The organism is Saccharomonospora sp. NB11, from assembly GCF_015910535.1.
Classification (GTDB): Bacteria; Actinomycetota; Actinomycetes; order Mycobacteriales; family Pseudonocardiaceae; genus Saccharomonospora.
Genome location: NZ_JACBJG010000004.1, coordinates 210,949 through 235,344, shown reverse-complemented (window position 1 = coordinate 235,344; position 24,396 = coordinate 210,949). Strand labels below are relative to the sequence as shown.

Below are 24,396 nucleotides of genomic sequence, written 5' to 3'. Positions count from 1 at the left end.
TCAGGCCGAGGGGCCGGTGAGGTCGGGAGCCAGCCGCCGCAGGCAGTCCCGGACCGCGTCGACGAGTTGGTCGGCCGTCGCGACCCCGCTGACCTCGCTGGCCCTGACCCACGCGCTCGCCGAGTGCTGCGCGAAGGTCTGCACCTCGGTCGACGCCCGCCAGGCCGCCGGGTCGGGTTCGACGTCCCCGGCGAGGAAGCGTTCGAGTGCGGCGACGGCCACGTCCCAGTCGGGTCCGTGGCGCACTGCGCCGTCGCGTCCCACCCCGGTGTGGACCAGTTCGAGGACGGTGTCGCCCTGGTCGTCGGCCGCCAGTCGCACGGTGACCACGACGGTGTCGCTGCCCCAGGTGACGGCGAACAGGTGCGGTGCCGCGCAGTCGAGCACCGTGGCCGTCCCGGGGCCGGCGAGTTCGACCGTGCCGCCGGGACGCAGATCGCCGGTCACGGGGCCGAACCAGCGGGTGAGACGATCAACCTCGGTCAGCGCACCCCACACGGTCTCCGGTGGGGCCGGGAACCGGCGCCGCAGCACCAGACCGAACTCGTCGGTGTCGGTGGCTCGCACCTCACGGTGCGTCGCGGTCAGCCGGTCGGCAATGTCGATCATCTGTGTGTCCTCCCCACGACCGGCCCTCAGCCCGGGGGCCACGTGAGGTTGCGGCCACCCAGCACGTGACAGTGGGCGTGGAAGACGGTCTGGCCGCCGTCCTCTCCCGTGTTGAAGACCAGGCGGTACCCCGTGGCGTCCACACCGTCCATCTTGGCGACCTCGCCCGCGACGGCGAGGACCTCCCCGGCGAGTTGCGGGTCGGCCGTGGCCATGGCGGCGGCGTCGGCGTAGTGCTCCTTGGGGATCACGAGGACGTGCGTGTCGGCCTGGGGGGCGATGTCCCTGAAGGCCAGCACGGTGTCCGTTTCGTGCACCACGGTGGCGGGCACGGAGCGCGCGACGATCCGGCAGAACAGGCAGTCTGTGCTCACGAACTCACTGTATGCGGCCGAGTGCGCGTGCGCGAGGAAGGGGCCGCGAATCCCGGCCACGCCGGGAAGCCGGGATTCGCGTCGGCTCAGTGAGCCTTGTGGTAGGCGTCCGCGACTTCCGACGGGATGCGGCCGCGGTCGGAGATCTCGTACCCGTTCTTGCGGGCCCAGGCGCGGATGGCCTGGTTCTGCTCACGTTCGGCCGAGGAGGACCGAGCCGGTGCGGCGGGGCTGTTGCCGCGACGGCGGGAGCTCGTCCGCTTCCGGCCACCGGCCCTGCGGGCGTGCTCGATGTACTGGGCGAGCGCGTCCCGCAGCTCCTCCGCGTTCTCCGCCGACAGGTCGATCTCGTAGGTGACACCGTCGAGGGCGAACTGCACCGTCTCGTCGGCCTCGGACCCGTCGAGGTCGTCCACGAGGGAGACAAGAATCTGCTGCGCCACCAGTTCCTCCTGCTTCGCGCCTGCTCGGCGAATGAATTGAAGTCTGTTGATCGAGAAGTGTACCTGACGCCGTTGGGGGCCGATCGGGTGCCGTTTGCTACGACGCCGATTTGGAAACGCGCAGGTCGGTTCCGGGTGCGGTTCGGGACATAGCGCCGAGAATGCGGGACGCAGTTGTGAGGAAGCGAAGGGTATTCACCGCGGCCACGAGGTCGGGGAGGGCGTGTCCTCGACGCCCGTTCGGCGGCTCCGGTTCAGTGTATAACGACCTACACGCCGAGGGCTTTTCGGTGGCACTGAGCCAACTTCGGCGTTCCCCGCGTCCCAGTGGGGGCCCGGGGAACGCGACGGACACGGCACAAAGGACCTCGCCGCCGACCGGGATGCGTGTGCGGCTCGGGCCGATCGCGACACGTGTCCGGCGTCGGCGCGTCTAAGCGATCCGTCGCCGTGAGGTGGTCGGCTCGATCACGCGCTGCTGACTCGGGTGATTCCGGTGACCGGAACGGTGAGCGTGGGCGCGCTTATTCCGGTTCGAGTGATCGTCGGTGGAAAGGCCGGGGAAAGCGCGCTCGGCCTGGGTGAGGGTGTGCGAATGGTGCGGTCTCGGTGCGGGCGGTAATGCCGCGCAAAAAGGGGAGGTCGTCGTTACCCGGGCGGGTACTGTGACGGGTGATCGTCATGTCGTCCCGCACGGTGATGCCGTGCGGTCACGAGGGGAGCTGTCCTTGGTCCGCGACACCGAGAAGGTCGCGCGGTTGCGCGCCGACACTCCCGCCTGCGAGGACGTGGTGCACTTCGACAACGCGGGGTCCGCCCTGCCGCCTCGGCCGGTGGTGGAACGCGTCGTCCGGCACCTGCGCAGGGAGGAAGAGGTCGGGGGCTACCGAGCCGCCGAGGAGGTCGAGGAGGAGCTCGCCGACGGCTACGCCGCGCTCGCGCGACTGGTCGGGGCCGACCCGGCGGAGATCGCGATCACCGACAGCGCGACCCGGTCGTGGGTGTCGGTGTTCACGGCCGTGTCGTGGCGAGAGGGCGACCGCGTGCTCACCGCGGCCCCCGAGTACTCCAGCAATCTGATCGCCATGCTCGCGATGGCGGAGAGTCGCGGCGTGCGGGTGGACCGCGTGCCGAGCACCGTCGACGGTGACGTCGACGTCGACGCGTTGTCGGCAATGCTCGACGACCGGGTGCGGATGGTGGCGATCACGCACGCCCCCACCAACGGTGGTCTGGTGCAGCCGGTCGACCGCATCGGTGCCGTCCTCGCCGACCATCCCGCCCTGTTGCTCGTCGACGGATGTCAAAGCATCGGGCAGATCCCCGTCGACCTCGACGCCATCGGGGCGGACGCGATCTCGGCGACGGGCCGCAAGTACCTGCGTGCGCCCCGGGGTACCGGCTTCCTCGCGGTGCGCCGGCGCGCGCTGGACGACCTCGTCCCCGCGCACGTGGACCTCGACTCGGCGTGGCTCGAAGGCGGTCGGGTCCGCCTGCGGAACGACGCCCGACGGTTCGAACTGTTCGAGCGCAACGTCGCAGCGGTGCTCGGTCTCGGTGCGGCGGCCCGGTACTACCTCGACGTGGGGCCGCAGTGGGTCCACGACTACGTGACCGGACTCGCCGAGCACCTGCGGGAAGAACTGACGGAGCTTCCCGGCGTGGAGGTCACCGACCTCGGCTCACGTCGTTCGGGCATCGTGTCTTTCCGGACCTTCGATCTGTCCGCGCGCGACGTCGTCCCGCGCCTGCGGGAGCGCGGGTTCCACGTCACCGTGTCGCGCGCGGCGTCGACGCCGTGGGACATGGGGGACCGAGACCTCGACGAGCTGGTGCGTGCCTCGGTCCACTACTACAACACCCCGGACGAGGTGGCCCGATTCTGCGCGGCGGTCGCGTCGCTGCGCTGAGCCGGCGGCGGTACGTGAAGACGATCATGCACCCGGTGCGGGGACCGCTCACACTCGACTGTGACGTGCTGACCGAGGACGGCGGCCACCTCCGCCGCATGCTGTACACGGCCGACAGAGGCAGCGACAGCGAGCGCCGACTGCGTCCGCTCGCCACGGCGCACCGGGCGGGGTGACACCGACGGAAGGAGCCGGGATGCGCTGCGTGGTGTTCGGGGCCACCGGCTACATCGGAGGCCGACTCGTGCCCGCCCTGCTGGCCGCGGGACACCAGGTGCGCGCGGTGGCCCGCGACCCCGCGAAACTCTCCGGATTCGGCTGGCGCGACCGCGTGGAGGTCGTCCGTGCCGACGTCACCGACGCCGCCACCGTCGCCGACGCGGTGCGGGGCCAGGATGTCGTCTACTACCTGGTGCACTCCCTGACCCACCGCACGTTCGCCGACCTCGACCGGGCTGCGGCCCACCTCGTCGCCGACGCCGCGCTCGCGGCGGGCGTGTCGCGCATCGTGTATCTCGGTGGAATCCTCCCGCGCCGGGACGGCCGACCACTGTCGGCGCACCTCGCTTCTCGTGCGGAGGTCGGGCGCATCCTGCGCGAAAGCGGCGTACCCACCGTCGAACTGCGTGCCGCGGTCGTGCTCGGGTCCGGCTCGGCGAGCTTCGAGATGCTGCGCTACCTCACCGAGAACCTGCCCGTGATGATCACGCCGCGCTGGGTGCACAACCGGATCCAACCCATCGCGGTCCGCGACGTCCTGCACTACCTCGTCGGAGCGGCCACCGCCCCCGGCCGGATCAACGACGCGTTCGACATCGGCGGTCCCGAGGTGCTGACGTACCTCGACATGCTCCGCCGCTACGCCGCCGTGGCCGGGTTGCGTCGGCGCGTGATCCTTGTGGTGCCCGTCCTGACGCCGTGGCTGTCGGCGCAGTGGGTGAACCTCGTGACGCCCGTGCCTCGGGCGCTCGCCGTGCCGTTGGTGGAGTCACTCGTGCACGAGGTCGTGTGCCGGGACCGGTCGATCGCCGAGATCGTTCCCGACCCGGAGGGCGGGCTGACCCCGTACGACCGGGCCGTCGAACGCGCGCTGCGGCGCATCCGCGACGCCGACGTGCCGACCCGTTGGTCGGACGCCACGCCCGGCGACCCGTCGGAGCCGCTGTCGTCCGACCCGACGTGGTCCGGCGGCTCCGTGTACACCGACGTCCGCGAGGCGCGTACGTCCGCTGATCCGAGGACACTGTGGGAGGTCGTCGAGGCCATCGGCGGCGAGACCGGGTGGTACTCGTTCCCGCTCGCCTGGTCGGTGCGAGGCTGGATCGACCGCCTGAGCGGCGGAGTCGGCCTCCGCCGCGGCCGCCGTGACCCCCGGCGTCTCCGCGTGGGCGAGGCGCTGGACTGGTGGCGGGTGGAACACCTGGACCCACCGCGCTCCCTGCGGCTCCGAGCGGAGATGCGGCTCCCGGGGCAAGCCTGGCTGGAGTTGCGGGTCGACCCGGCCTCGAACGGCGGCGCCCACTACCGGCAGCGAGCCGTGTTCGTGCCGAGAGGACTCGCGGGCCACCTCTACTGGAAGGCGGTCGCACCGTTCCACGCGCTGGTCTTCGGCGGCATGACGCGCAACATCACCGCCGCCGCGGAGCGAGCAGAGTGAGGTGTCTGAGGCGATTCGGTCATTCTGACGCTGAGTAGTCACTATGCTACGGGCGAAGATCATGATCGCTGACGACACCGTGGAAGCTTGACAACTTGGTGTGTGCCGCCGTCACGCAGCTCGAAGCCGCACGGAGGTGTGCGAATGGCGTCGCGCCCGAACGACCAAGAGGAATCCGATGGGCTTTCAAACCCCGCAGCACCCGCTCAAAGAGCTTCTTCCCATGATCGCCAAGGGCGAGATCCAGATCCCTGACTTCCAGCGCGGTTACGTGTGGGACGAGGAACGGATCCGCTCGCTACTGGTCACGATCGCTCACGGGCATCCGCTGGGCGTGGTGATGATGCTTCAGACCGGCAACGACCAAGTGCGGTTCAAGCCGAAGCCGATCGAGGGTGTCGACCTCGAGCAAGGTGTGGTGGAACCAGCTCTTCTCGTCCTCGACGGACAACAGCGACTCACGTCGTTGAGCCAGGCGCTCTGGGGTGACGGTGTCGTGAACACCTACGACGCCCGGAAGAAGTTCGTGAAAAGGCGCTTCTACATCGATATCGAGAAGGCGGTCGAGGACCCGCGCAACCTCGACGAGGCGGTGAAGTCGCTGCCCGGCGACGGCGTGATTCGTGAGAACTTCGACCGAGACGTCATCCTCGACGTCTCGACTCGGGCCAAGCAACTCGAACACGGGTACTTCCCCGTCAATCTCGTCTACGACGAGAAAGGAACCGAATGGTTGTTCGAGTACGGCGATCTCTCGGTGGCCAAGGCGTTCCTCAACACCGTGCTGACTCCGATGCAGTCGTACGCCATTCCGTCGATCGAGCTGGACAAGCAGACGACGAAGGAAGCTGTCGCGACGGTCTTCGAGAAGGTCAACACCGGAGGTATGAAGCTCACCGTCTTCGAGCTACTGACCGCAAAGTTCGCCGGAGACGGCGACTACTATCGCAAAACGGGCACCGACTTCCGGTTGAAGGACGACTGGCAGAAGACGAAGGCCGTGGTGGAGTCCTACCCGGTCCTGGCCGGGATCAGCGAAACGGAATTCCTCCAAGCCGTCATGCTGCTGACGAGCCACCACAGCGAGAAGGCGACCACCGCTCGCAAGGAAGACATCCTCGACCTACGGCTCGACGACTATCTGATCTGGGCCGATCCGGTGCGCGACGCGATGGTGTGGGTGGCGGGATTCCTCGACACCGAACACATCCACACCAGTCGTGACGTGCCCTACCCCACCCAGCTCGTGGCGCTGGCCGCGTTGCGGGTGCTGATGGGCGACGACATCGACATCCACGGTGTGAGGGCGAAGATTCGACAGTGGTACTGGTGCGGTGTGCTCGGCGAGCTGTACAGCTCGGCGACCGAGAGCAGGATGGCTCGGGACGTCGATCAGGTTCCCGAGTGGGCGCGCGGTGGCGAGGGCGCGACCGTTCCCCGGACGGTGGAGGATGCGAACTTCGTGGAGTCTCGCCTGCACTCTCTCAAGACCCGTAATGCGGCGGCGTACAAGGGCATTCACGCGCTGCTCATGGCGAACGACACGAAGGACTGGCTTCACAACCAGCCGTTCGACCGCGCTCATTACCTGAACCTCGTGGTGGACATCCATCACATCTTCCCCAAGGCCTGGTGTCAGAAGAACGGCATCGACGCCGAGTTGCGGGAGAGCATCGTCAACAAGACGCCGCTCGCCCGGAAGACGAACCAGTTGCTCGGCGGCGCTTCGCCCGCCGACTACATGCGAAAACTCGACGCGAAGGCCAAGATCTCGGCCGCGGAGCTCGACGCCATCGTGGCAGCTCACCAGATCGACACGGCCGCGCTCCGCGAGGGCTCGTTCGAGCGCTTCTTCACCCACCGTCGAGAAGCGCTGCTCAAGCTCGTCGAACAGGCGATGGGGAAGCGTGCGGCACGGGACGTCGACCGTGACTCACTGAGTGGCGGGAGCGAGTCGGCCGACGCGTTCCTCAGCGAGCCGGACGATCCGGTCGACGGTGACGACGCGAGCTTCACCGTCGACTAGAACAGGTGCTCTCTCGAACGGCCCCGGCGTGTCCTCGCCCTGCGACCGCGACATGCGTGCAGGAGATCCCGACATGCGTGCGGGAGGTGCGGACATGCGTGCGGGAGGCGCGGACACGCCCGGGGTTACTTGCCGAGTTTCGACGGGTCGGACGACCTTCGGCGTTCGATGACGGCGTTGAGCAGCCAGAACAGGAGGCCGATGCCCAGCAGGATGCCGGCGACCACGTACTCGGTGGACGGGCGACCGGACAGCGGGCTCGCGAAGAACGCGCAACTCAACGCCCCCAGCACCGGCACCCACGTCGGGGCGCGGAAGTGATCGTGCGGCACCGTGTCGCGACGCAGCACCAACACGGCGACGTTGACGACCGTGAACACCGCCAACAGCAGCAGCGACGTGGTGCTGCCCAGATCGCCGATGTCCAGTGAACTCACGAGAATCACCGCGATGAGGCTGGTGAACAGGATGGCGACCCAGGGCGTCCGACGGGCGGGGTGGATCACTCCGAGCGGCGACGGGATGACGTGTTCCTGCGCCATGCCGTAGACGAGTCGGCTGGCCATCATCATGTTGATCAGCGCGGTGTTCGTGACGGCGAACAGAGCAACCAGGGAGAACACCACCGGTGGGAACCACGGCGCCGCGGCCTGGACCACCAGCAACAGGGGACCGTCGGACTCGGCGAGCGTGTCGGTCGGCACCAGCGTCGAGGTGATCAGTGCGACCAGCAGGTAGATCGTGACGGTGATGCCCATGCCGAGCAGCAGGGCCTTGGGGAAGGACTTGGTGGGATTCTTGGTCTCCTCGGCCATGTTCACCGAGTCCTCGAAGCCCACCATCGCGAAGAACGCGAGGGCGGTGGCCGAGGTGACGGCCAACAGCGGCGTGGTGTCGGGGTCGAACTGCACCAGCCGACCCGGGTCGGGATCGACCTCGGCGCTGTGTGTGCCGGTGAGCAGGGCGTACCCGCCGAACAGGATCACGATGGCGAGTCCGCTCAGCTCCACGCAGGTCAAGACCACGTTGGCGCGCACCGACTCGCTGACTCCTCGGAAGTTCACCAGCGACAGCAGCACCAGGAAGCCGATGGCCACGAGCCACGACCAGCCTGCGACGTTCTCCCCGACGATCTCCTCCAGGTAGTCGCCGCTGAACGCCTGCGCCGCCGACGACGCCGACGTGATGCCGGAACTCATCACGGCGAACGCGATGAGGAAGGTCAGGATGTGGACGCCGAACGCCTTGTGCACGTACAGGGGCGCGCCCCCGGCCTTCGGGTACTTGCCGACCAGCTCCAGGTAGCTGCACGCGGTCAGGACCGCGACGACGAACGCCACGAGGAACGGCACCCACAACGCACCGCCCACCTTGCCCGCGACCTCGCCGGTGAGCGCGTAGATCGTCGTCCCGAGGATGTCGCCGATGATGAAGAACAACAGCAACCGCGGGCCGATCGCCTTCTTCAAAGCAGGCGTCGGCACGGCAGTGGAATCGCCGGGCACGTTCGTCTCCTCTGCGCAGTGCGCGGCGGCCCGGGTGGCGACTCCGCCGAATGCCGGGCGCGCCGCACGCGGTACGTCCGGAAGGGACTACCCGCTTCGCGCTGCGGCGATGCGGTGGGCGCCGTCGCCCGGCCGGGCCACGGCGGGCGGGTGAACGCGACGGGGTCGTCTCGGTACCCGGCGAGTTCGTGCCGAGTACGCTGGGAATCGATCGTGCAGTCGCCGACATCCCGAGTGCGCCGTCGAGCGCGCTCGGTCTCAGCCGACGGGAGTTCGCCGTGCCGGACCTGGTCTCGACCTTCAGTGCCGTCTCCGACGGCGTGATGACCAACGAGGTCGGGGTGATCACCGGAGACCTCGAACTGCACACCTCGTGCGCCGAGGACGGGACGTTGAACCTGGCGATCCGCTACGTCGGCGCCAACGAGTGGTACACGCTCAAAGGTGCCGACTATCGCCTGCACGACCCGCGCGACCACGAGGTGGTCCATCGGCTGCTGGTGACGCTCTTCGATCGTCCGCGCGCCCGGTGACCACACGCGCCGTGCCCGACGCCGCGACGTTCACCGGTCTCAGCGCCTTCCCGCTCACTCCGCTCGTCGACGACAGAGTGGACGAACACGCCTTCGCCACGCTCGTGCGACGGCTGGCGGAGGCGGGGGTCGACTCGATCACCGCGCTCGGATCCACCGGCTCGTACGCCTATCTCGACCGTCGGGAACGAGCCACCGTGGCGCGACTGGCGGTCGAGCACGCGGGGTCGACGCCCGTGTTCGTCGGCATCGGCGCGTTGCGCACGTCGCAGGTGCTCGCGCACGCCGAGGACGCCCAGCGGGCCGGGGCGGCCGGATTGTTGCTCGCTCCGATGACCTACCAACCGCTCACCGACGACGTGTTCACGCTCGTCCGGACGGTCACCGAGAACAGCTCGGTGCCCGTGATCGTCTACGACAACCCGGGGACCACCCATTTCACGTTCGGCCTCGACCTCTACGCGCGGGTGGCCGAGCTTCCCGGCGTCGCGTCGATCAAGATCCCGGGTGTGCCGACCGATCTCGCGGAGGCGCGCGCCCACGTCGCGGCGATCCGGCAGGTGGTGTCCGAGAGGGTGACCATCGGGGTGTCGGGTGACGCCGTCGCGGCGACCGGTCTCGCCGCCGGATGCGACGGCTGGTACTCGGTCGTCGCCGGGACGCTGCCCGAACTCGCCCTTCGCATCGTGCGCGCCGCGCGGCGTGGTGACGAGGCGGCGGCACTCGCCGAGTCGCGGCGGCTGGCCCCGCTGTGGGAGTCGTTCGCGCGCCTTGGAGGCAGCCTGCGCGTCACTGCCGCGATCGCCGAACACTTCGGCCTGGCACGGCGGTCCTGTCTGCCGCTGCCGATTCTCGGCCTCGACGACGACCAGCGCGCCGAGGTCGCGTCGATGCTCGACGACCTCGGCGTCACGCGCTGAACCGTCACGCGCCGAGCCGACAGGCGCTGAGCCGTCGGCGGCGCGGGCTCAGGAGGGCGAGCCCACCTGGAACTCGGTGCCGAACGGGTCGGTGATGCTCGCCAGCCTGCCGTAGACCATGTCGAATGGCTCCTCCGCGGACCCGCCAGCCTGGACGGCCCGTCGCGCGACCTCGTCGGTGTCGGAGACCTGGAACAACGTGCCCCAGCGGGACCGCGTGGCCGAGGAATCACCGAGGATGCCGCCGATCTCGTGGCCGTCCGGTCGGCGCAGGAAGGTGAAGTCCATATCCGGCATGTCCGGCATGTCTGGATTGTCGTCCAGGGTGAAGTCGAACAGCGTGGCGTAGAAGCGGCGAGCGGGTTCCGGGTCCGGCGTGACGAGGTCGTTGCGAAGCAGCGTGCCGGGTTCGTTCACGAGCTCGCAGCCGAGGCGATGGCGCGCCTGCCACAGGCAGAAGCTCGCCCCCGTCGGATCCTCGATCACAGCCATGCGGCCTTGGTCCATGACGTCCAGAGGACCGGACAGCACCCGGCCGCCAGCACCATCGACCTTCGCGACGGTCGCGTCGCAGTCGTCGGTGGCGAAGTAGAGGTTCCAGTCGGTGTTCTCGGGTTCCGGGTCCGGCATCATCCCCGCGACCGCCTTGCCCCGAAGACGACAGAGGGTGTAGCGGCCCGTTTCCTCGGGGCCGACGTCGAACTCCCAGCCGAACAGGGCCCCGTAGAAGTCCGTGGCGCGATCGAGGTCGGGGACGCCGAGGTCGATCCACGTCGGTGTCCCGGGCGGTTGGGCGGTCGTCAGTTCCATCGTCCCTCCCCACGAAAGCCGGTCCACGAGTCGTGGTCGGCGGGCGTGCGGAACCGTTCGCGGTCCAACGGTCCCGCACGCCGCGTTCCCTGCCGACCGCGCCCTAAACGCGGGTCAGCAGCAGCGCGACCCCGGATCGACGTCCATGCGGTCCGTCTTGCGCCGTTCGAACTCCCGCCTCGACATCGGCTGCGTGTCGGGATGGTGGCGACGCAGATGGGTCACGTAGTGCTCGTAGTCGTTCTCGCCCACGACCTCCTTGACGTACCAGCGCAGGGCACGCCAGCCGCGGGCGAGCCCCGCCCCGGCTCTCGCCAGAGCGGGGCGGGACACACCCGTGCGGTCGGTCATACCCGGGCCTCGGTCGAGTCCTGGGTCGGGTCCTGCCGTTCCTCCCATTCACGCCACTCGGCCGCGAGCCGTTTCTCCTCGGGCGTGGCGAACAGCCCGGAGGGCGCGAACACGTGCGACTCCTCCGCCGGGTGCTCGGTGTCCCTGACAGTCCCGGACCGGATCGCGCTGATCGACTTCCGGAGTGCGTCGACGAGCACCACGATGATCAGCAGCGCGAACAGGATCGACAGGCTGCCCTGGATGAACGTGTTGCGCACGACCTGTTCCATCTGCTCGACGTTCTCCGCGGGCCCCATCGACGTCTCGCCCGCGGCCAGAGCGTCCTTGTACGCCTGATGCTGCGTCCAGTAGCCGATGTTGGGGTCGCTGCTGAAGATCTTCTGCCAGCTCGCCGTCAGGGTCACGACGACGTCCCACACCAACGGGATGCCCGGCACCCAGGCGTACTTCACCCGGCCGGTCTTGCAGAGGATCGTCACGCACACCGCCAACGCCACGGCGGCGAGCAACTGGTTGGCGATGCCGAACAGCGGGAACAGCGTGTTGATGCCACCGAGCGGGTCGGTGACGCCCATCAGCAGGATCGAACCCCACGCGGCCACGATCACCGCGCTGGCCAGGATGGCGCCCGGCCGCCACGACGGGTTCTTGAACTTCGGGACGACGTTGCCCAGGGTGTCCTGCAGCATGAAGCGGCCCACGCGCGTGCCCGCGTCCACCGTGGTGAGGATGAACAGGGCCTCGAACATGATCGCGAAGTGGTACCAGAACGCCTTCGCGCCCTCACCACCGAAGACGTCGCCGAGGACCTCCGAGATGCCGACGGCGAGGGTCGGTGCGCCACCGGTGCGGGAGACCAGCGATTCCTCCTGGACCGCCGCCGCGGCGGCGTCGAGGGCTTCCGGCGTGGTGGACACCCCGGCCAGGCCCAGACCGTTGACGAACTGTGCCGCGCCCTCGGCCGTGCCGCCCGTCGCGCCCGCCGCCGAGTTCATCGCGAAGTACAGGCCCTGGTCGATCACGCAGGCCGCGACCAAAGCCATGATCGCCACGAACGACTCGGTCAGCATGCCGCCGTAGCCGATGAGCTTGACCTGACGTTCCTTGGCCACCATCTTCGGCGTGGTGCCCGACGAGACCAGGGCGTGGAAACCCGACAGCGCACCGCACGCGATCGTGATGAACACGAATGGGAACAGCGAACCCGCGAACGCGGGTCCGTCGCTGTTGAACGCGAAGTCGGTGAACGCGGGCATCGTGGTGGCGGGCATCGCGACGAGCACGCCCACGGCGAGCAGGCCGATGGTGCCCACCTTCATGAACGTCGACAGGTAGTCGCGAGGCGCCAACAGCATCCAGACGGGCAGCACCGACGCCAGGAAGCCGTAGATGATCAAGCACCAGACCAGCGTGACCTTGTCCAGCGTGAACACCGACGCCCAGGAGGAGTCGGCGACCCAACCACCCGCCACGATCGCGAGCAGCAGCAGTGCACAACCGATGAGGCTGACCTCGGTGACGCGGCCCGGCCGCAGGTATCGGAGGTAGAAGCCCATCAGGAACGCGATCGGGATCGTCATCGCGATCGAGAACACACCCCACGGCGACTCGGCGAGGGAGTTCACGACCACGAGCGCCAGCACCGCCAGCAGAATGATCATGATCGAGAGGACGGCGAGCAGCGCCGCGACGCCCCCGACCGGGCCGATCTCGTCGCGGGCCATCTGCCCGAGCGACCGGCCGTTGCGGCGCATCGAGAAGAACAGCACCACCATGTCCTGCACGGCTCCGGCGAACACGACGCCGACGATGATCCAGATCGTGCCGGGCAGGTATCCCATCTGAGCGGCGAGCACCGGCCCGACCAGCGGACCCGCACCTGCGATGGCCGCGAAGTGGTGCCCGTAGAGCACCCGGCGGTCGGTGCGGTTGTAGTCGACGCCGTTCTCCAGCCGCTCCGCCGGGGTGGCGCGCTTGTCGTCAGCCTTGAGGACCTTCGTGAGGATGAACCTCGCGTAGAACCGGTACCCGATGGCGTACGAGCAGAGCGCGGCGAACACGAACCAGATCGCGTTCACGTGCTCGTCCCGGGCCACCGCGAGAACGGTCCAGGCGGTACCGCCGAGCAGGGAGATCGCGACCCAGAGTGCGATCTTGCCCGGTGTCCATCTCGGTTTGTCGTCCGCCTCGACCGGTGGATGTCCGACCGTTGCCATGTGTGCTCCTGCGCGTGTGTGTGCGATCGACCGACGACGGATTCGGTGCCGGGATCAGCGCGACCGGGCCGTGCCGGCGCCTGCCGGGGCGTTGTCGTCGGCTGATGTGGCTCGAGGCGTGCGCCCGTGGAAGATCCGCGGGGAAACCGTCCCGCCTCCTTCCCGGAGCCTGTGCACGTCTCGTGAGCATCAGGCCCTGAGGTGTATCACGAACATGGGGCCCCATGGCCACTCCTAACGGGTGGTTTGTCGTGCACGATGCGTGGTCGACGCGTGTGACACTGCGGCGTTAGGGCGAGGTGTCCGGGACGAAACCGGCAGAGGGGACCTTTCGGGTTCGGAGTCGGTGGTGGAGCCGGCCGTGACCGTGGCCGTCCGGCATGCGACGCGCTTGCCGGGGGCGTCACTGGTCCTCACTGCGACGCGCGGCACCTCCGGCCGACGCCGGGCCGGCGGCACCGACGGGCGACGTAGGATCGGCAGTCGGCAGGGCGAGTGCGGGGAAGGGTGTGGCGATGCGGGTGATCGCCCGCGACGGCGAGCACGAGATCGAGATCCAGCGTTCCCGCTTCCTGTGCACGGTGGCCCGCGTCACGAGCGTGGACGAGGCCAACGCCGTGATCACCCGGGTGCGACGGGCCGGACCCGACGCCACCCATCACTGCGTCGCGCTGCGCATCGGTGACCCCGAGACCGGCGCGTTGACGGCACGCAGCAACGACGACGGCGAACCGTCCGGAACGGCGGGGGTGCCGATGCTGGAAGTGCTGACCCGGCGTGGCCTCACCGACGTCGTCGCGGTGGTGTCGCGCTGGTTCGGTGGCGTCAAGCTCGGAGCCGGAGGTCTCGTGCGTGCCTATTCCGGTGCGCTCTCCGCCACCCTGGACGTGGTGGGCGAGCTGCGCCGTGTCCGACACCGCGAACTACTCCTGGCCCTGCCCCACGATCGGGCGGGACGGCTGGAGAACCACCTGCGCAACTCGCCGTACCGGCTGCGGGGAGTGGACTACGGCTCGGACGTCACGTTCACGGTCGCCGTCACCGAGGACGCGGTGGAGGAGTTCGAGGCGTGGCTCGCCGAGCACGTCGGGGAGCGGCTCGACGTCCTCGACGCCGGCCCCTGCGACCTCTACCTGCCGTGACGTCCCGAGCCGTGGTCAGCGCGCCACGTAGGTGCTCAACAGGGCCTGGACCTCGTAGACGTCGACTCCCTTGCTGAACTGCTTCGCAAGCGGTACTTCCGTCCCGGAGAGCCAGATCTTCAACTCGGCGTCGAGGTCGAAGTGCCCGGCGGTCTCGACGGCGAAGTGAGTGATGCTGCGGTACGGAATCGAGTGGTATTCGATCTTCCGGCCGGTCACGCCCTGCTTGTCGACGAGAATCAGGCGGTGGTCGGTGAAGACGAAGTAGTCCCGGATCAACTGGTAGGCGGCCCGGATCTGTTCTCCCTCGGCCAGCAAGCGCCGTAGTTCCCGCGTCGCCGTACGGGGGTCGATGCTCGACGCGTTTCCCATCAGTCCGCTGAAGAGCCCCATGTGTCGTCCCCCGTCGGCGAGTTCGGATGGTGTGATCACGGTAGCGAAACATCGATCCCCGAGGGCCTGTTTCGCGACGATGTCGGGGATCCCGTCACGCGAACAAATTCGGCCGAATTCCCACCGCGCGGAACAGGTGGTCGCGCGAGTTCTCCAGGTCGTGCCGCAGGCGGTCGAGGTCGACGTCGAGCAGCCGCCCCTTCCACTTGCGGATCTTGCCCGCGACGATCACGGTCTCGACGTTGGTGCGGTCCATGAGGGTGACCACGGCCCCCGGCACGTTGTTGAGCGGGGCGACGTTGGGAGCGGTGGCGTCGAGGAGCACGATGTCGGCCTCCTTGCCGGGAGTGAGGGAGCCGGTCTTGTGGTCGAGGCGAAGGTGTGCGGCCCCGTTGACGGTCGCGTAGCGCAGGACGTCGCGGACGGTGAGCAGCGGCGGGGTGCCCTCGGCGGGCGTCGGCCATTCGTTGGGCGGGGTGAAGTCGCCTTGTTCGAGGACCATCTGGTTGACCAGCATGCGCTGCATGGTCAGCGCCGACCGCATCAGCGTGAACGGGTCGGCGGCCATGGTGGTCTCGACGTCGGAGCTGAGGGAGGGCTCCATGCCGAGCTTCTGCATCGTGAGGATGGGCGGCACGCCGTGGCGCATGTGCATCTCGATCGGGAAGGCCACCGACACCCGCACACCCGCGTCGCGGGCCCGCCGCCAGGCCAGGTCGGACATCCCGGTCATGTGGATCAGCAGCACGTCCGAACCGAAACCGAGATCGCCCGTGCTCCCTCCGGTGCCGCGGGCGAGCTCGTCGATGACCGGCCGAGGCACCGCGCCCGACACGGCATGCGCGGCGATCGACAGATCCAGCTCGCGGGCGATCTTCCAGGCGCGGGTGTAGACCTCCTCGTTCTCCTGGATCTCGCCGCCCATGATCATGCTGACCAACTGGTCGTCGGAGGCGAACCACTGCTTCCGGATGCGATAGGCGTCCTGCGGATAGCGCTCCTCGGGGCGACCGTCGCCCTGGAAGTAGCCGAACGCGGCGCGCCGTTCGGCGTCGACGAGTGCCTGGATCGCGGCGTCGGAGTGCTCGGGCGAGTGGTGGATCTGCGAGACGTCGTGCACGGTGGTGACACCGGTGTCGAGTTGGGCCAGTCCGGCGAACAGCGAGCTGAGATACACGTCCTCCGGCCGATACGCGGGCGCGAACCGTTCCAGCACGTACTCCACGTACGACGGGTCGGCGCTCGGTGAACCGGACCCGTCGTCGCGCAGCAGGGCGTTGGGGAGGAACGACCGCAGCGCGGTTTCGAACTGATGGTGGTGCGTGTCGACGAACCCCGGCATGACGATGCGTCCTCGGGCGTCGATCACGTCGATTCCCGGTGCGTGGACGTGCGGTCGAACCTCGACGATCTTCGTGCCGTCCACCACGACGTCGGCGACCTCGAAGTCGCCCACCGTCGGGTCCATCGACATCACCGCCCCGCCTCGAATCACGTAGCGGCGTCCCCGCTTTCCGCTGTCACGTGGTGGTTCCTGTTCCCGGCCGTCGTGTGCCCGAGCGGGAGGCGACGTCAGCAGACTCGCGCCCGCCACGCCTGCCACTGCTGACGCTTTCAGGAAATCGCGACGGCCGTATCGCGAAGCGACCTCGTTTCGAGGGGAGTTGTCGTCGTGCCGGTTGGGCATGGGGAGCCTCCTTCGCTGGTGGGTTGGGCAGGCGGAAGCGGTGTGGGCGCGAGAAGAAGTGGTTCGGACGTGTCGTGAAGGCCGGAGACGCCCCTCGCGGTGGGAGAGGTGGGTCGGCTCGCCCGGACGACGATGCGCTTCCCGAGGTCCACGGGCACCTGCCCTGCTTCGTCGGAACTGAGGTTGGCACCTCGAATCTACGCCTTTGAGTTGATGTATCAACTCAAAGTTAGGATGCTGTTATGGAGCAGTCGGAACTGACCGAGCGCGAACTCGCCGCATGGCGGGCGTCCTACCAGATGCTGGAACTACTACGGACCCGCATCGAGCAGCAGCTTCTCGCCGACAGCGGTCTGTCCAATGCCGACTACACCGTGCTGGCATTGCTGTCCGAGGCACCGAACGGGCGAATGCGCCTCTTCGAGCTCGGCCGCGCGGCCGGGTGGGAGAAAAGCCGCCTGCACCACCAACTCACCCGCATGAGCACACGCGGACTGGTCACCCGAGAACGATGCGGCTCCCGTGGCAGGGAAGCGGTGATCACGCCGAAGGGGCTCACCGCGCTCAAGGACGCCGTTCCGGGGCACGCGCGGGAAGTCCGACGCCTGTTCATCGACCGCCTCACGCCTGAGGAACTCGACCGATTCGGCGACATCGCCGCGAAGCTCCTCGACTCCCTGCGCGCCGACCGGCCCACGTCCTGAGAACCCCGACTGCCTCGGGGCATTCCGGAAACGGGAACAGCCGCATCACGCCACGGCGAGCACCTTTCGCGCGACCCTGGCCGCCGCCGAGGCGAACCCCCTCGACACCCGAGCCATTCTCGACGCGAGCCCGTGCGATTCGATGCTAGGCGCTCAGGTCTGCGGTGACGGTCAGAGCCGCGCGGGAACCTCGCCGCTCTTGGTGAGGTGCGCGATGTGATGGGAGGTCGCCGCGGCGATCCATTTCGGCGTGCTGGCCATGGGCACGTTCCGCTTCGTGCGACAGAGGTACAGGCGTCGATCACCCCACGAGAAGTCGGCGCCGGCGAAGTCGGGGTGGTCGACGAGCTCGTCGGCGACGTCGAGGAAGTACTCCTGCAGCGCACCCGGCGGGACTGAGGTCGGAGTGCGCTCGGGAATCTGCCGGGCGATGAACAACGATTCGCCCGGCACGGTGTAGTGAAGATAGGGATTGGGGCGGGCGGGTCCGCGCTTGGTCTCGCCGGGAAAGGCCGGGTGCACCACGCCGTAGTCGCCGTACTGCACGTGCTCACCGCACGCGTCGCGCAGCGCCTTCCACAGCGACAGCTCGGAACGCGGACGCTTGTGGGTCCGATAGGTGCCACGGTGTGCCGGTGTCGAGCCCGCCAGCACCGTCACGGAGGCGTGGTCCACTCGTTCGGCCAGTCCGGTGACGAGGCTGATCAGGGTGGCGACGCGGTGAGGATCCACGTCGGACACGTATTCCTCGTCGAGGACGAGGTGGAGTCTGCTGACGTCGAGCGCCAGCGCCTGAGCGATCTCTTCGAGCCTCCGCGCCACCTCGGTCGACGCGTCCGCGACGCGGTGCGCGCGAATCACCACCGGGCGCTCCCGGTGTTCGAGGAAGAGGCGCAGCGCACGAAGGTCCTCGTCGCTGGAAGTCAAGGGAATCACCGGGACGAGGGGCAGCACGTCGAGAAACCCGCCGATCTCGTCGTCGAAGTGTTCGAGCACCGCCCGAGGAGAGGCACCCAGCGCGGTGGTCCGGGGCAGGCGACTCACATCGACCCATGCCGGATTGCCGGACAGCGCGGCCCTCGTGCAGAACGTGATGAGGGGGCGCAGGGCGCGGGTGCTGGACGTCAGGTGTGGCAGCAGCTCCACGAGGACGCGAATTCGGGTCGCCTCGGAGGTCTGGAGCAATGCTTCCGCTTCGCCTTCCCGGCTCTTCACCGCGAGCAGGGGTGTCCTGGCCTCCGGCATGCGCGAACCTCCCGAGGAGTCGCTGTTCGACCTGGCTCCCTCGTGGTCTCTTCAGCGAGATTCCCAGGCGAGACGGTCCTCGGCCAGCGGCTGAACGGGTGCTCCTGTGACGCCGCTCAGTCCCGGTGGTGGATGTGCTGCTCGCCGTTCTGCACGGCGTAGGAGACGCCGTGTCCGGACACTGTGTTGATCATCGTCGATCCGCTCGGCGCCGACGGGCGCTCCGGGTGCGGTTCGGGCGAGGGAAGGAAGGAGACCGAGGGCGCGAGGTGGAGCCATCCTTGGCCGGAGTGTTCCTTCGTCGTGAACGCGATGCGGCGGAAACTGTTCGGGTCGATCCCGGGATAGCCGTGCCGCACGGTGTCGTCGTAGACGTGCGGGGACAGCAACAGGGCGGTGGACACCGAGGACGGGGCGTCGGTCAGGGCCGCCTTGAGCGGGGCTGCGTCGAGCATGCGCGCCAGTACCTCCAACGGTGCTCCGGTCGCGGGCCCGGTCGCCCCGACGACCACCTCGCCGGCGTGCAAGGCCATGCGGACCCGCACGGTGGTGCGCGGTCCGGCGTCGCGGTTGTGGGCAACGAGGTGCACGGCGAGCTCGTGTACGAAGGGATGCAGCAACCGGTGCTTCGGCGTCCCGGTGGGAGCGACGAGCCGGAGCCCGTCCCCGAAGTCCTCGACGAGACAGGCGTTCCAGTCGATTCCCGCCCGGTCGAGAGCCGTCGTCACCGCGGCGCGCAGCACCGCGCGAATCCGGTGCAGCGGCACGTTGCCGCGCCCGGCGGAACGCTCGATGTCGACCGCCACCAGCGTGCGGTACTCCAGCTCGGGCATCGGAACCTCCTCGGAGGCGGCAACACTCCCGGGTGTCGCACCACCATGCCACGATCGTCCGACGAACAGCTCGGCTGTCGGAGTGAATTCCCGTCGAGGAGGTGAGCGGGTGGTGGCGCAGGCGAACACCCGGGGACCCGCGAAGAACGACCGCACCTGGCCACCGACGAGTCTGCTGGGCGGTCTATCCCAGGCGAAGCGGCACGCGTTGCTGGCGGCGGGAACGCGCGTGCGGTATCCGGCGGGCAAAGTGCTGATCCGAGAGGGCGAGGACTCGACGTTCGCCTTGTTTCTGCTCGACGGTGTGGTCAAGGTGCTCGGGGCGACCGGCAACGGGCGCGACACGCTTCTGGCCATTCGCCTCGGCGGGGACCTCATCGGGGAACTCGCCGCCCTCGACTCGCGGCCGCGATCGGCGACGGTGGTGACGTGTGGGCCGGTGACCGCGCAGCTCTTCTCGTGTGCGGAGTTCCTGGGGTGCTTGCGCGACGACCCGGATCTGGCCCACGCGGTCAACCGCGCCGTGGTGGGCAAACTCCGCATGGCCAACGAGCGTCGGATCAGCCTCACCGGATGCGGCGTCGATACCCGCGTGGCGCGGGTGCTGTGGCAGGTCGCGCTGTCCTACGGCGAACGGAACGGTCGCGGAGCGGTGATTCCGCTGCCTCTCACGCAACCGGAGTTGGCGAGTCTCTGCGACGCCGCCGAGTCCACCGTCCACAAGTCGCTGCGGCGGCTGCGTGAGAGCGGCGTCATCGCGACCGGATATCGCAGCGTCACGGTGACCGACCTTGCCGCGTTGCGCGACGCGGCCTTCTGAGCTGTTCCACGGCAGGGGGCCAATCGGGGCGAAACCATCGTTCGGCGGGTTCTGGCGGCCGCAACGTTGTTAGCGTGCTCCGACCAGGGGAACGACGGCGGATCGAGGGACGACGATGAGCCGTGACAACGACGACGCGGCACCGGAGCAGGAGGCTGGTGCGGCGAGCTATCACGTCGACATCGGCCACGACGCCCGCGGAACGGTGGTCGCGGGACACCACAACCTCGTCATCGATGCCCGACACGGGTCGACGGTCACGGTCCGTGCGGAGCACGAGCGGCCGGTGCCGGTGCGGCGCGAGTCGATCTCGGTGTTGCCGCGACGAGCACCCGAGCCGCTCGGGCGTGACGAGCTCGGGGCGGACGTGGCCGGCGCGATCGCGGCCGGTGGTCCGGTGCAGCTGTGCGGGCCCGCCGGGATCGGGAAGAGCACGCTGCTGCGCCACGTGGCCTGCACCGTCGGTGGCGGACTGGACGGCGTGGTGTTCCTGACCGCTGCCCACCGCCCGGTTCTCGACCTCGCGCAGGAGATCTTCGAGGCCTGCTACGACACCCACGGGTACGCGCCGTCGTGGCTGGAGCTGCGCCGACTGCTCACGGGCCTGCGCATCACGGTGTACCTCGACGACGCGGAGCTGACGGTCGAGCAGTTCCGGCAGCTCGCGGACGTCGTCCCGGACGCCACGTTCGTGCTTGCCGGGCGAGCCGACTCACTGCTCGGTGAGGGCGCCGTCCATCACGTGCCCGGGCTGAGCGAGTTCGCGGCCGTCCAACTCCTGGCGCGCACGTTGAACCGGCCGTTGACCGGTGGTGAGACATCGACAGCACGGGAGCTGTGGCGCGCGGCGGAGGGCAATCCGTTGTTGCTGCTGCGCGCGGCGGCACTGGCGAAGTCCGGGCACCACCCGGAGCTTCCCGCCCCGGGGCTCGTGGAGGAGCTGGTGCCTCGGCTGATCGAGCAGCTCGACGCGACGGCGGCGCACGTGGTGGCGCTGCTCGCGCTGTTCGAGGACTGCGGACTCGCCGCCGAGCACGTCGGTGCTCTCGCCGAGGTGGAGGACCCGGTGGCGCTCTGCGAGCGGCTCGGCGAGCTGGGACTGGTGCAGTCGACCGACCACGGCTATCGGTGCACCCCGGACGTGGCGTCCGCGATGCGGCATCACACGGACGTTCCCGTCGAGCGGATCTGCCGGTACTTCGTCGACTGGGCGCGCGATCCGAACACCACGTCCGCCCGGATCGCCGACCATGCTCGCGTGCTGGAGCTCGTGGCGGCACACGCCACGGAGGCGGGGCGCCCGGACCTCGCCGTCGCGCTCGGGCGGGCGGTGTCGCCGAAACTGGCGGAGTCCTTACGGTTCGGGGCCTGGGGGCGGATCCTCGCTCGGGGCTGGACTGCGGCGCGCCGTGCCGGTGACCGGACCGCGGAAGCGTTCTTCACCCACGAGGAAGGCATTCGTTGCCTGGTGGTCGGCCGCCGGGTCGCTGCGGCCGCTCTACTGGCCGAGGCGATCGTGCTGTGGAACCACCTCGGCGAGGAAGGCCGTTCACTCGCCGCGTCCGAGGCCCAGCAGGTGCTGCCACCCTCACCGCCCCCACCGAGCGGTCCGGAGTCACAGGCCGACCCAGGCTCGTACGACGTCGGTCGGCACATGGCCGAGCTCGACCACGACTGGGTCGTGCGGCCGGAACCGGGCGACGGTGCCGTGGCCCACGGTGCCGTCGGGGACAGCGCCCTGGGCGACGGTGGCGTGGGGGACGGCGTTCCCCGGCCCGACCACGTCGGCGCGGAGAGCACCGAGTGGCCCGGTGAGCCCGGCGAGGTCACGGGCGCGACGGTGCAGAGCAGCGGCGCGTCGACCGTCGGCGCCCACCCGGCCGCAGCGGTGACCTCGACGGAGTCGGTCACGGCCGGGGTGACAGGGGCCGTGAAGGCGGGCGGGCTCGTGGGGCTGATGACGAACGCAACCGTCCTGTTCAGCGCGTTGCTCATCGGGCTCGCCGTCATCGGCGCGGTCGTGGTGGCTGTCGTCGTGAGTCAGGACGACAGCGGCGAGGCGGAGCCTTCCGCGACCGGAATCGCGGGCATCTGGGAGGACCCGTACGGAGGGCGGACGGTCATCGTGGAGTCGACTCCCGGCGTGTACACCACGCCATCGATGTGCGGGTACGGGGAGGTCGAACTCTACGGTGACGACACCCAGGCCACGGGAGAAGCACCGTTGATCGATATCGACGCCGACGACTGCCAGATCATCGGCGTCGTATCCGTGACGATCACAGTGGACGCGGACGGTCGGACCGCTCAGCTCGTGCAGACGATGCCGGACGGTCAGACGGGGCTGGAGGGCGAGGAACTCGACTGCTACACCTGCGGGACGTTCACGTTGACGAGGGTCCAGTGACACGCGTGAGTCCGGCACGGATGTGGGGAGAGAGGTGGGCGACCATGTCGGCACAGGAGGGCGATCGGTACTCCGTCAGTATCGGCGGTGATGCCACGGGACCGGTCGTCGCGGGACACGGCAACGTCGTCGAGACCCGGCCCTCGGACGACGGCGCGCAACCGTCCGAGCAGCGGAACTCGGTGCACGACCAGGGCACACTGTTCGCGGTCACCAACGGTGACATGCACGTCCACACCCGCGAGCCGGAGAAGTGACTGTCAGCGGGCGGGTTCGGGCGGTGCCCACGTCACGTGTGTCGCGGAGCATGGTGCTCTGCCCGCGTCGGGCAACCCGGCCATACCAGCAGGTGCGGTTCTCCAGCGGCAACACCGGCCGTGGTGGGCTCATGATCTCCTCACGACCCACCACGGCCGGTGTCGTCCAGGTGTACTCACTGTCCACAGCAGAATCACTGCGGACGGTCAACGATCACGTGCCCGGTGCCGCCCTCGCTTGGCGGGCGACAAGCGTCAGGGACGGCCGGTCGCGTAGACGATGCGCTTACCGGGGTGTTCGGTGACGGTCCAGAGCTCGTCCTTGCCGGGCCAGTAGGACAGATCCTCGACGCCGATGGCGACCTCCAGGTTGTTGGTGACCGAGTTCAGGACACCCGTCGACCCGGAACCGGCCTCGGCCGCACGCAGATATCCCGGGCCGGTCGCGCCGTTACCCGTGCTGTGCAGGTACCAGCGACCGGACGTGGCCACCGCCCCCTGCACGCGCGGCTGGGGGAGTCGATAGGCGTGAGTGGCCTGCCAGACGCCGCCGCTCGTCTTCGGCATCCCGGTGCTGCCGTCGAGCGGCCACCGCGCCACGCGACCGTAGGTGTCCGGGTCGTCCTGCTTCGCGCAGTACTCACCCGTGATCAACGTGTCCGGCTCCGTGCTGCGGTCGAGCGCCACGTACGAGAACTTCTGCGGGCCGGAGGTCTTGCACTTGTGGCCCGACGGGAAACTGGCCACGCCGTCCGGGTTCGACCACCCGGCCACCTGCGGCATCACGTAGCGGTAGCCGTAGCTGTAGTAGGTGCCGCTCTGCCTGCCGACCTGTGCGGAGTCGGTGACGTCACCGTTGGACGCCGACTTGATGTCGAAGATGTAGCGCATGTCGAACACCCGGATGCCGCGTTTGGTGTCGACGACGTAGAGGTAGTTGCCGTACCAGACGATGCCTCCGGCGTGCACGCTCGTGCCGTCACCCGCCTGCGGTGTGGTCACGGCTTCGTACGACGCGTTGCCGTACGAGTTGACGTACGGGTACACGAGCAGCACGTGCTGATAGTTCCCGGTGTCGGGGTCGAGGAACGACACCCGAACCCCCTTGGCCGGGTTCGACTCCTTGCTGTACCAGCTCACCAGAATGGCCTGCTTTTCGCCCCAGTACTGGTCGTCCTGGGCGTCGGCGACCGTGGTCACCCCCTGCGGCATCCATTTCTCGGTGTCCCGATCTCCGGCGTTGAAGCAGAATTTACGTTTCACCGACCGGGTCATGGTGTCGAGCGCCGGCGACGTGCAGTCGGAGCCTTTCGGTGCGTCGTCACGATTGGCTTGCTTCAGAATGTTCTGGACACCGAGTTTCGGCAGTTCGGCGTCGAGATCGTCGACGATCGACTGCAGATTCGTGTTGGTGCGAACGAGAGTGAAGTCCGACAGTGACGGTGGTGTCGCTTCCACGGCGGCAGCGGCGGGACTCGTCGCCACGGCCAGCGAGGTCATCAGGGTCACCGCTCCGGTGAGTGCGGCGACGACACGACGTTTTCTCACGGA

At 68.7% G+C, this 24,396-nt stretch carries 23 protein-coding genes; 11 read left to right on the top strand and 12 right to left on the bottom strand.

Annotation, left to right across the window (positions count from 1 at the left end; genetic code table 11):
* The 3 genes from JAV51_RS07805 to JAV51_RS07795 form a co-directional block, all read right to left on the bottom strand.
* Nucleotides 1–609: an SRPBCC domain-containing protein gene (locus JAV51_RS07805; RefSeq protein ID WP_197319978.1), complete on the bottom strand. Its 609-nt coding sequence runs from the start codon at nt 607–609 to the stop codon at nt 1–3.
* Nucleotides 610–635: 26 nt separating this feature from the next.
* Nucleotides 636–983: a histidine triad nucleotide-binding protein gene (locus JAV51_RS07800; protein WP_197319977.1), complete on the bottom strand. Its 348-nt coding sequence runs from the start codon at nt 981–983 to the stop codon at nt 636–638.
* A gap of 86 nt (nt 984–1,069) precedes the next feature.
* Nucleotides 1,070–1,426 carry an Lsr2 family protein gene (locus tag JAV51_RS07795; protein WP_197319976.1) on the bottom strand — a complete coding sequence of 119 codons (357 nt, stop codon included), beginning with the start codon at nt 1,424–1,426 and terminating at the stop codon, nt 1,070–1,072.
* A gap of 704 nt (nt 1,427–2,130) precedes the next feature.
* Between JAV51_RS07795 and JAV51_RS07790 the strand changes: the two genes are divergently transcribed.
* The 4 genes from JAV51_RS07790 to JAV51_RS07775 all read left to right on the top strand — a co-directional run bounded on the left by JAV51_RS07790 (nt 2,131) and on the right by JAV51_RS07775 (nt 7,019).
* Nucleotides 2,131–3,336, top strand: coding sequence for an aminotransferase class V-fold PLP-dependent enzyme (locus JAV51_RS07790; protein ID WP_374058991.1), 1,206 nt, complete (start codon nt 2,131–2,133; stop codon nt 3,334–3,336).
* A gap of 35 nt (nt 3,337–3,371) precedes the next feature.
* Nucleotides 3,372–3,512 carry a hypothetical protein gene (locus JAV51_RS07785; RefSeq protein WP_197319975.1) on the top strand — a complete coding sequence of 47 codons (141 nt, stop codon included), beginning with the start codon at nt 3,372–3,374 and terminating at the stop codon, nt 3,510–3,512.
* Nucleotides 3,513–3,532: 20 nt separating this feature from the next.
* Nucleotides 3,533–4,993 carry an SDR family oxidoreductase gene (locus JAV51_RS07780; protein WP_197319974.1) on the top strand — a complete coding sequence of 487 codons (1,461 nt, stop codon included), beginning with the start codon at nt 3,533–3,535 and terminating at the stop codon, nt 4,991–4,993.
* 178 nt (nt 4,994–5,171) lie between these two features.
* Nucleotides 5,172–7,019 (top strand): DUF262 domain-containing protein, encoded by a 1,848-nt coding sequence (locus JAV51_RS07775; protein WP_197319973.1) that lies wholly within the window; start codon nt 5,172–5,174, stop codon nt 7,017–7,019.
* Between the two features lie 125 nt (nt 7,020–7,144).
* Here the strand turns inward: JAV51_RS07775 and JAV51_RS07770 are convergent, their stop codons facing one another.
* A complete protein-coding gene (locus JAV51_RS07770; protein WP_197319972.1) occupies nt 7,145–8,524 on the bottom strand; it encodes an APC family permease in 1,380 nt (459 codons plus the stop codon).
* A gap of 188 nt (nt 8,525–8,712) precedes the next feature.
* Between JAV51_RS07770 and JAV51_RS07765 the strand changes: the two genes are divergently transcribed.
* Nucleotides 8,713–9,057 (top strand): hypothetical protein, encoded by a 345-nt coding sequence (locus JAV51_RS07765; protein WP_307845772.1) that lies wholly within the window; start codon nt 8,713–8,715, stop codon nt 9,055–9,057.
* Nucleotides 9,054–9,977: a dihydrodipicolinate synthase family protein gene (locus JAV51_RS07760; RefSeq protein WP_307845771.1), complete on the top strand. Its 924-nt coding sequence runs from the start codon at nt 9,054–9,056 to the stop codon at nt 9,975–9,977. The genes JAV51_RS07765 and JAV51_RS07760 overlap by 4 nt, the downstream gene beginning before the upstream one ends.
* A 48-nt stretch (nt 9,978–10,025) precedes the next feature.
* On the opposite strand, the gene JAV51_RS07755 is transcribed toward JAV51_RS07760, so the two are convergent.
* The 3 genes from JAV51_RS07755 to JAV51_RS07745 form a co-directional block, all read right to left on the bottom strand.
* The gene (locus JAV51_RS07755; RefSeq protein WP_197319971.1) at nt 10,026–10,787 is read right to left on the bottom strand and encodes a VOC family protein; all 762 of its coding nucleotides are present in this window, start codon (nt 10,785–10,787) and stop codon (nt 10,026–10,028) included.
* A 114-nt stretch (nt 10,788–10,901) separates the two neighbouring features.
* Nucleotides 10,902–11,138: a YbdD/YjiX family protein gene (locus tag JAV51_RS07750; protein ID WP_197319970.1), complete on the bottom strand. Its 237-nt coding sequence runs from the start codon at nt 11,136–11,138 to the stop codon at nt 10,902–10,904.
* A complete protein-coding gene (locus tag JAV51_RS07745) occupies nt 11,135–13,357 on the bottom strand; it encodes a carbon starvation CstA family protein (protein WP_197319969.1) in 2,223 nt (740 codons plus the stop codon). The genes JAV51_RS07750 and JAV51_RS07745 overlap by 4 nt, the downstream gene beginning before the upstream one ends.
* Before the next feature lie 515 nt (nt 13,358–13,872).
* Here JAV51_RS07745 and JAV51_RS07740 point away from each other — a divergent pair.
* Nucleotides 13,873–14,499: a YigZ family protein gene (locus JAV51_RS07740; protein ID WP_197319968.1), complete on the top strand. Its 627-nt coding sequence runs from the start codon at nt 13,873–13,875 to the stop codon at nt 14,497–14,499.
* Between the two features lie 15 nt (nt 14,500–14,514).
* Here the strand turns inward: JAV51_RS07740 and JAV51_RS07735 are convergent, their stop codons facing one another.
* Together JAV51_RS07735 and JAV51_RS07730 are read right to left on the bottom strand one after the other, a co-directional pair.
* Nucleotides 14,515–14,892, bottom strand: coding sequence for a PH domain-containing protein (locus JAV51_RS07735; RefSeq protein WP_197320122.1), 378 nt, complete (start codon nt 14,890–14,892; stop codon nt 14,515–14,517).
* A gap of 94 nt (nt 14,893–14,986) precedes the next feature.
* Entirely contained in the window at nt 14,987–16,579 is a 1,593-nt protein-coding gene (locus JAV51_RS07730) for an amidohydrolase family protein (RefSeq protein WP_197319967.1), read from the bottom strand.
* Nucleotides 16,580–16,821: 242 nt separating this feature from the next.
* On the opposite strand from JAV51_RS07730, the gene JAV51_RS07725 reads away from it, so the two are divergent.
* Nucleotides 16,822–17,283 (top strand): MarR family winged helix-turn-helix transcriptional regulator, encoded by a 462-nt coding sequence (locus tag JAV51_RS07725; RefSeq protein WP_197319966.1) that lies wholly within the window; start codon nt 16,822–16,824, stop codon nt 17,281–17,283.
* 171 nt (nt 17,284–17,454) lie between these two features.
* Here the strand turns inward: JAV51_RS07725 and JAV51_RS07720 are convergent, their stop codons facing one another.
* Nucleotides 17,455–18,528: a beta family protein gene (locus tag JAV51_RS07720; protein ID WP_197319965.1), complete on the bottom strand. Its 1,074-nt coding sequence runs from the start codon at nt 18,526–18,528 to the stop codon at nt 17,455–17,457.
* A gap of 116 nt (nt 18,529–18,644) precedes the next feature.
* On the bottom strand, nt 18,645–19,361 hold the full coding sequence (locus tag JAV51_RS07715) for a hypothetical protein (protein WP_197319964.1): 717 nt from the start codon (nt 19,359–19,361) through the stop codon (nt 18,645–18,647).
* A gap of 109 nt (nt 19,362–19,470) precedes the next feature.
* On the opposite strand from JAV51_RS07715, the gene JAV51_RS07710 reads away from it, so the two are divergent.
* The 3 genes from JAV51_RS07710 to JAV51_RS07700 all read left to right on the top strand — a co-directional run bounded on the left by JAV51_RS07710 (nt 19,471) and on the right by JAV51_RS07700 (nt 22,845).
* Nucleotides 19,471–20,181, top strand: coding sequence for a Crp/Fnr family transcriptional regulator (locus tag JAV51_RS07710; RefSeq protein ID WP_197319963.1), 711 nt, complete (start codon nt 19,471–19,473; stop codon nt 20,179–20,181).
* Nucleotides 20,182–20,296: 115 nt separating this feature from the next.
* Nucleotides 20,297–22,588: an ATP-binding protein gene (locus tag JAV51_RS07705; protein ID WP_197319962.1), complete on the top strand. Its 2,292-nt coding sequence runs from the start codon at nt 20,297–20,299 to the stop codon at nt 22,586–22,588.
* Nucleotides 22,589–22,632: 44 nt separating this feature from the next.
* Nucleotides 22,633–22,845 carry a hypothetical protein gene (locus tag JAV51_RS07700; RefSeq protein ID WP_197319961.1) on the top strand — a complete coding sequence of 71 codons (213 nt, stop codon included), beginning with the start codon at nt 22,633–22,635 and terminating at the stop codon, nt 22,843–22,845.
* Nucleotides 22,846–23,100: 255 nt separating this feature from the next.
* Here the strand turns inward: JAV51_RS07700 and JAV51_RS07695 are convergent, their stop codons facing one another.
* Nucleotides 23,101–24,393, bottom strand: coding sequence for a hypothetical protein (locus tag JAV51_RS07695; RefSeq protein ID WP_307845770.1), 1,293 nt, complete (start codon nt 24,391–24,393; stop codon nt 23,101–23,103).
* Nucleotides 24,394–24,396 lie beyond the last annotated feature (3 nt).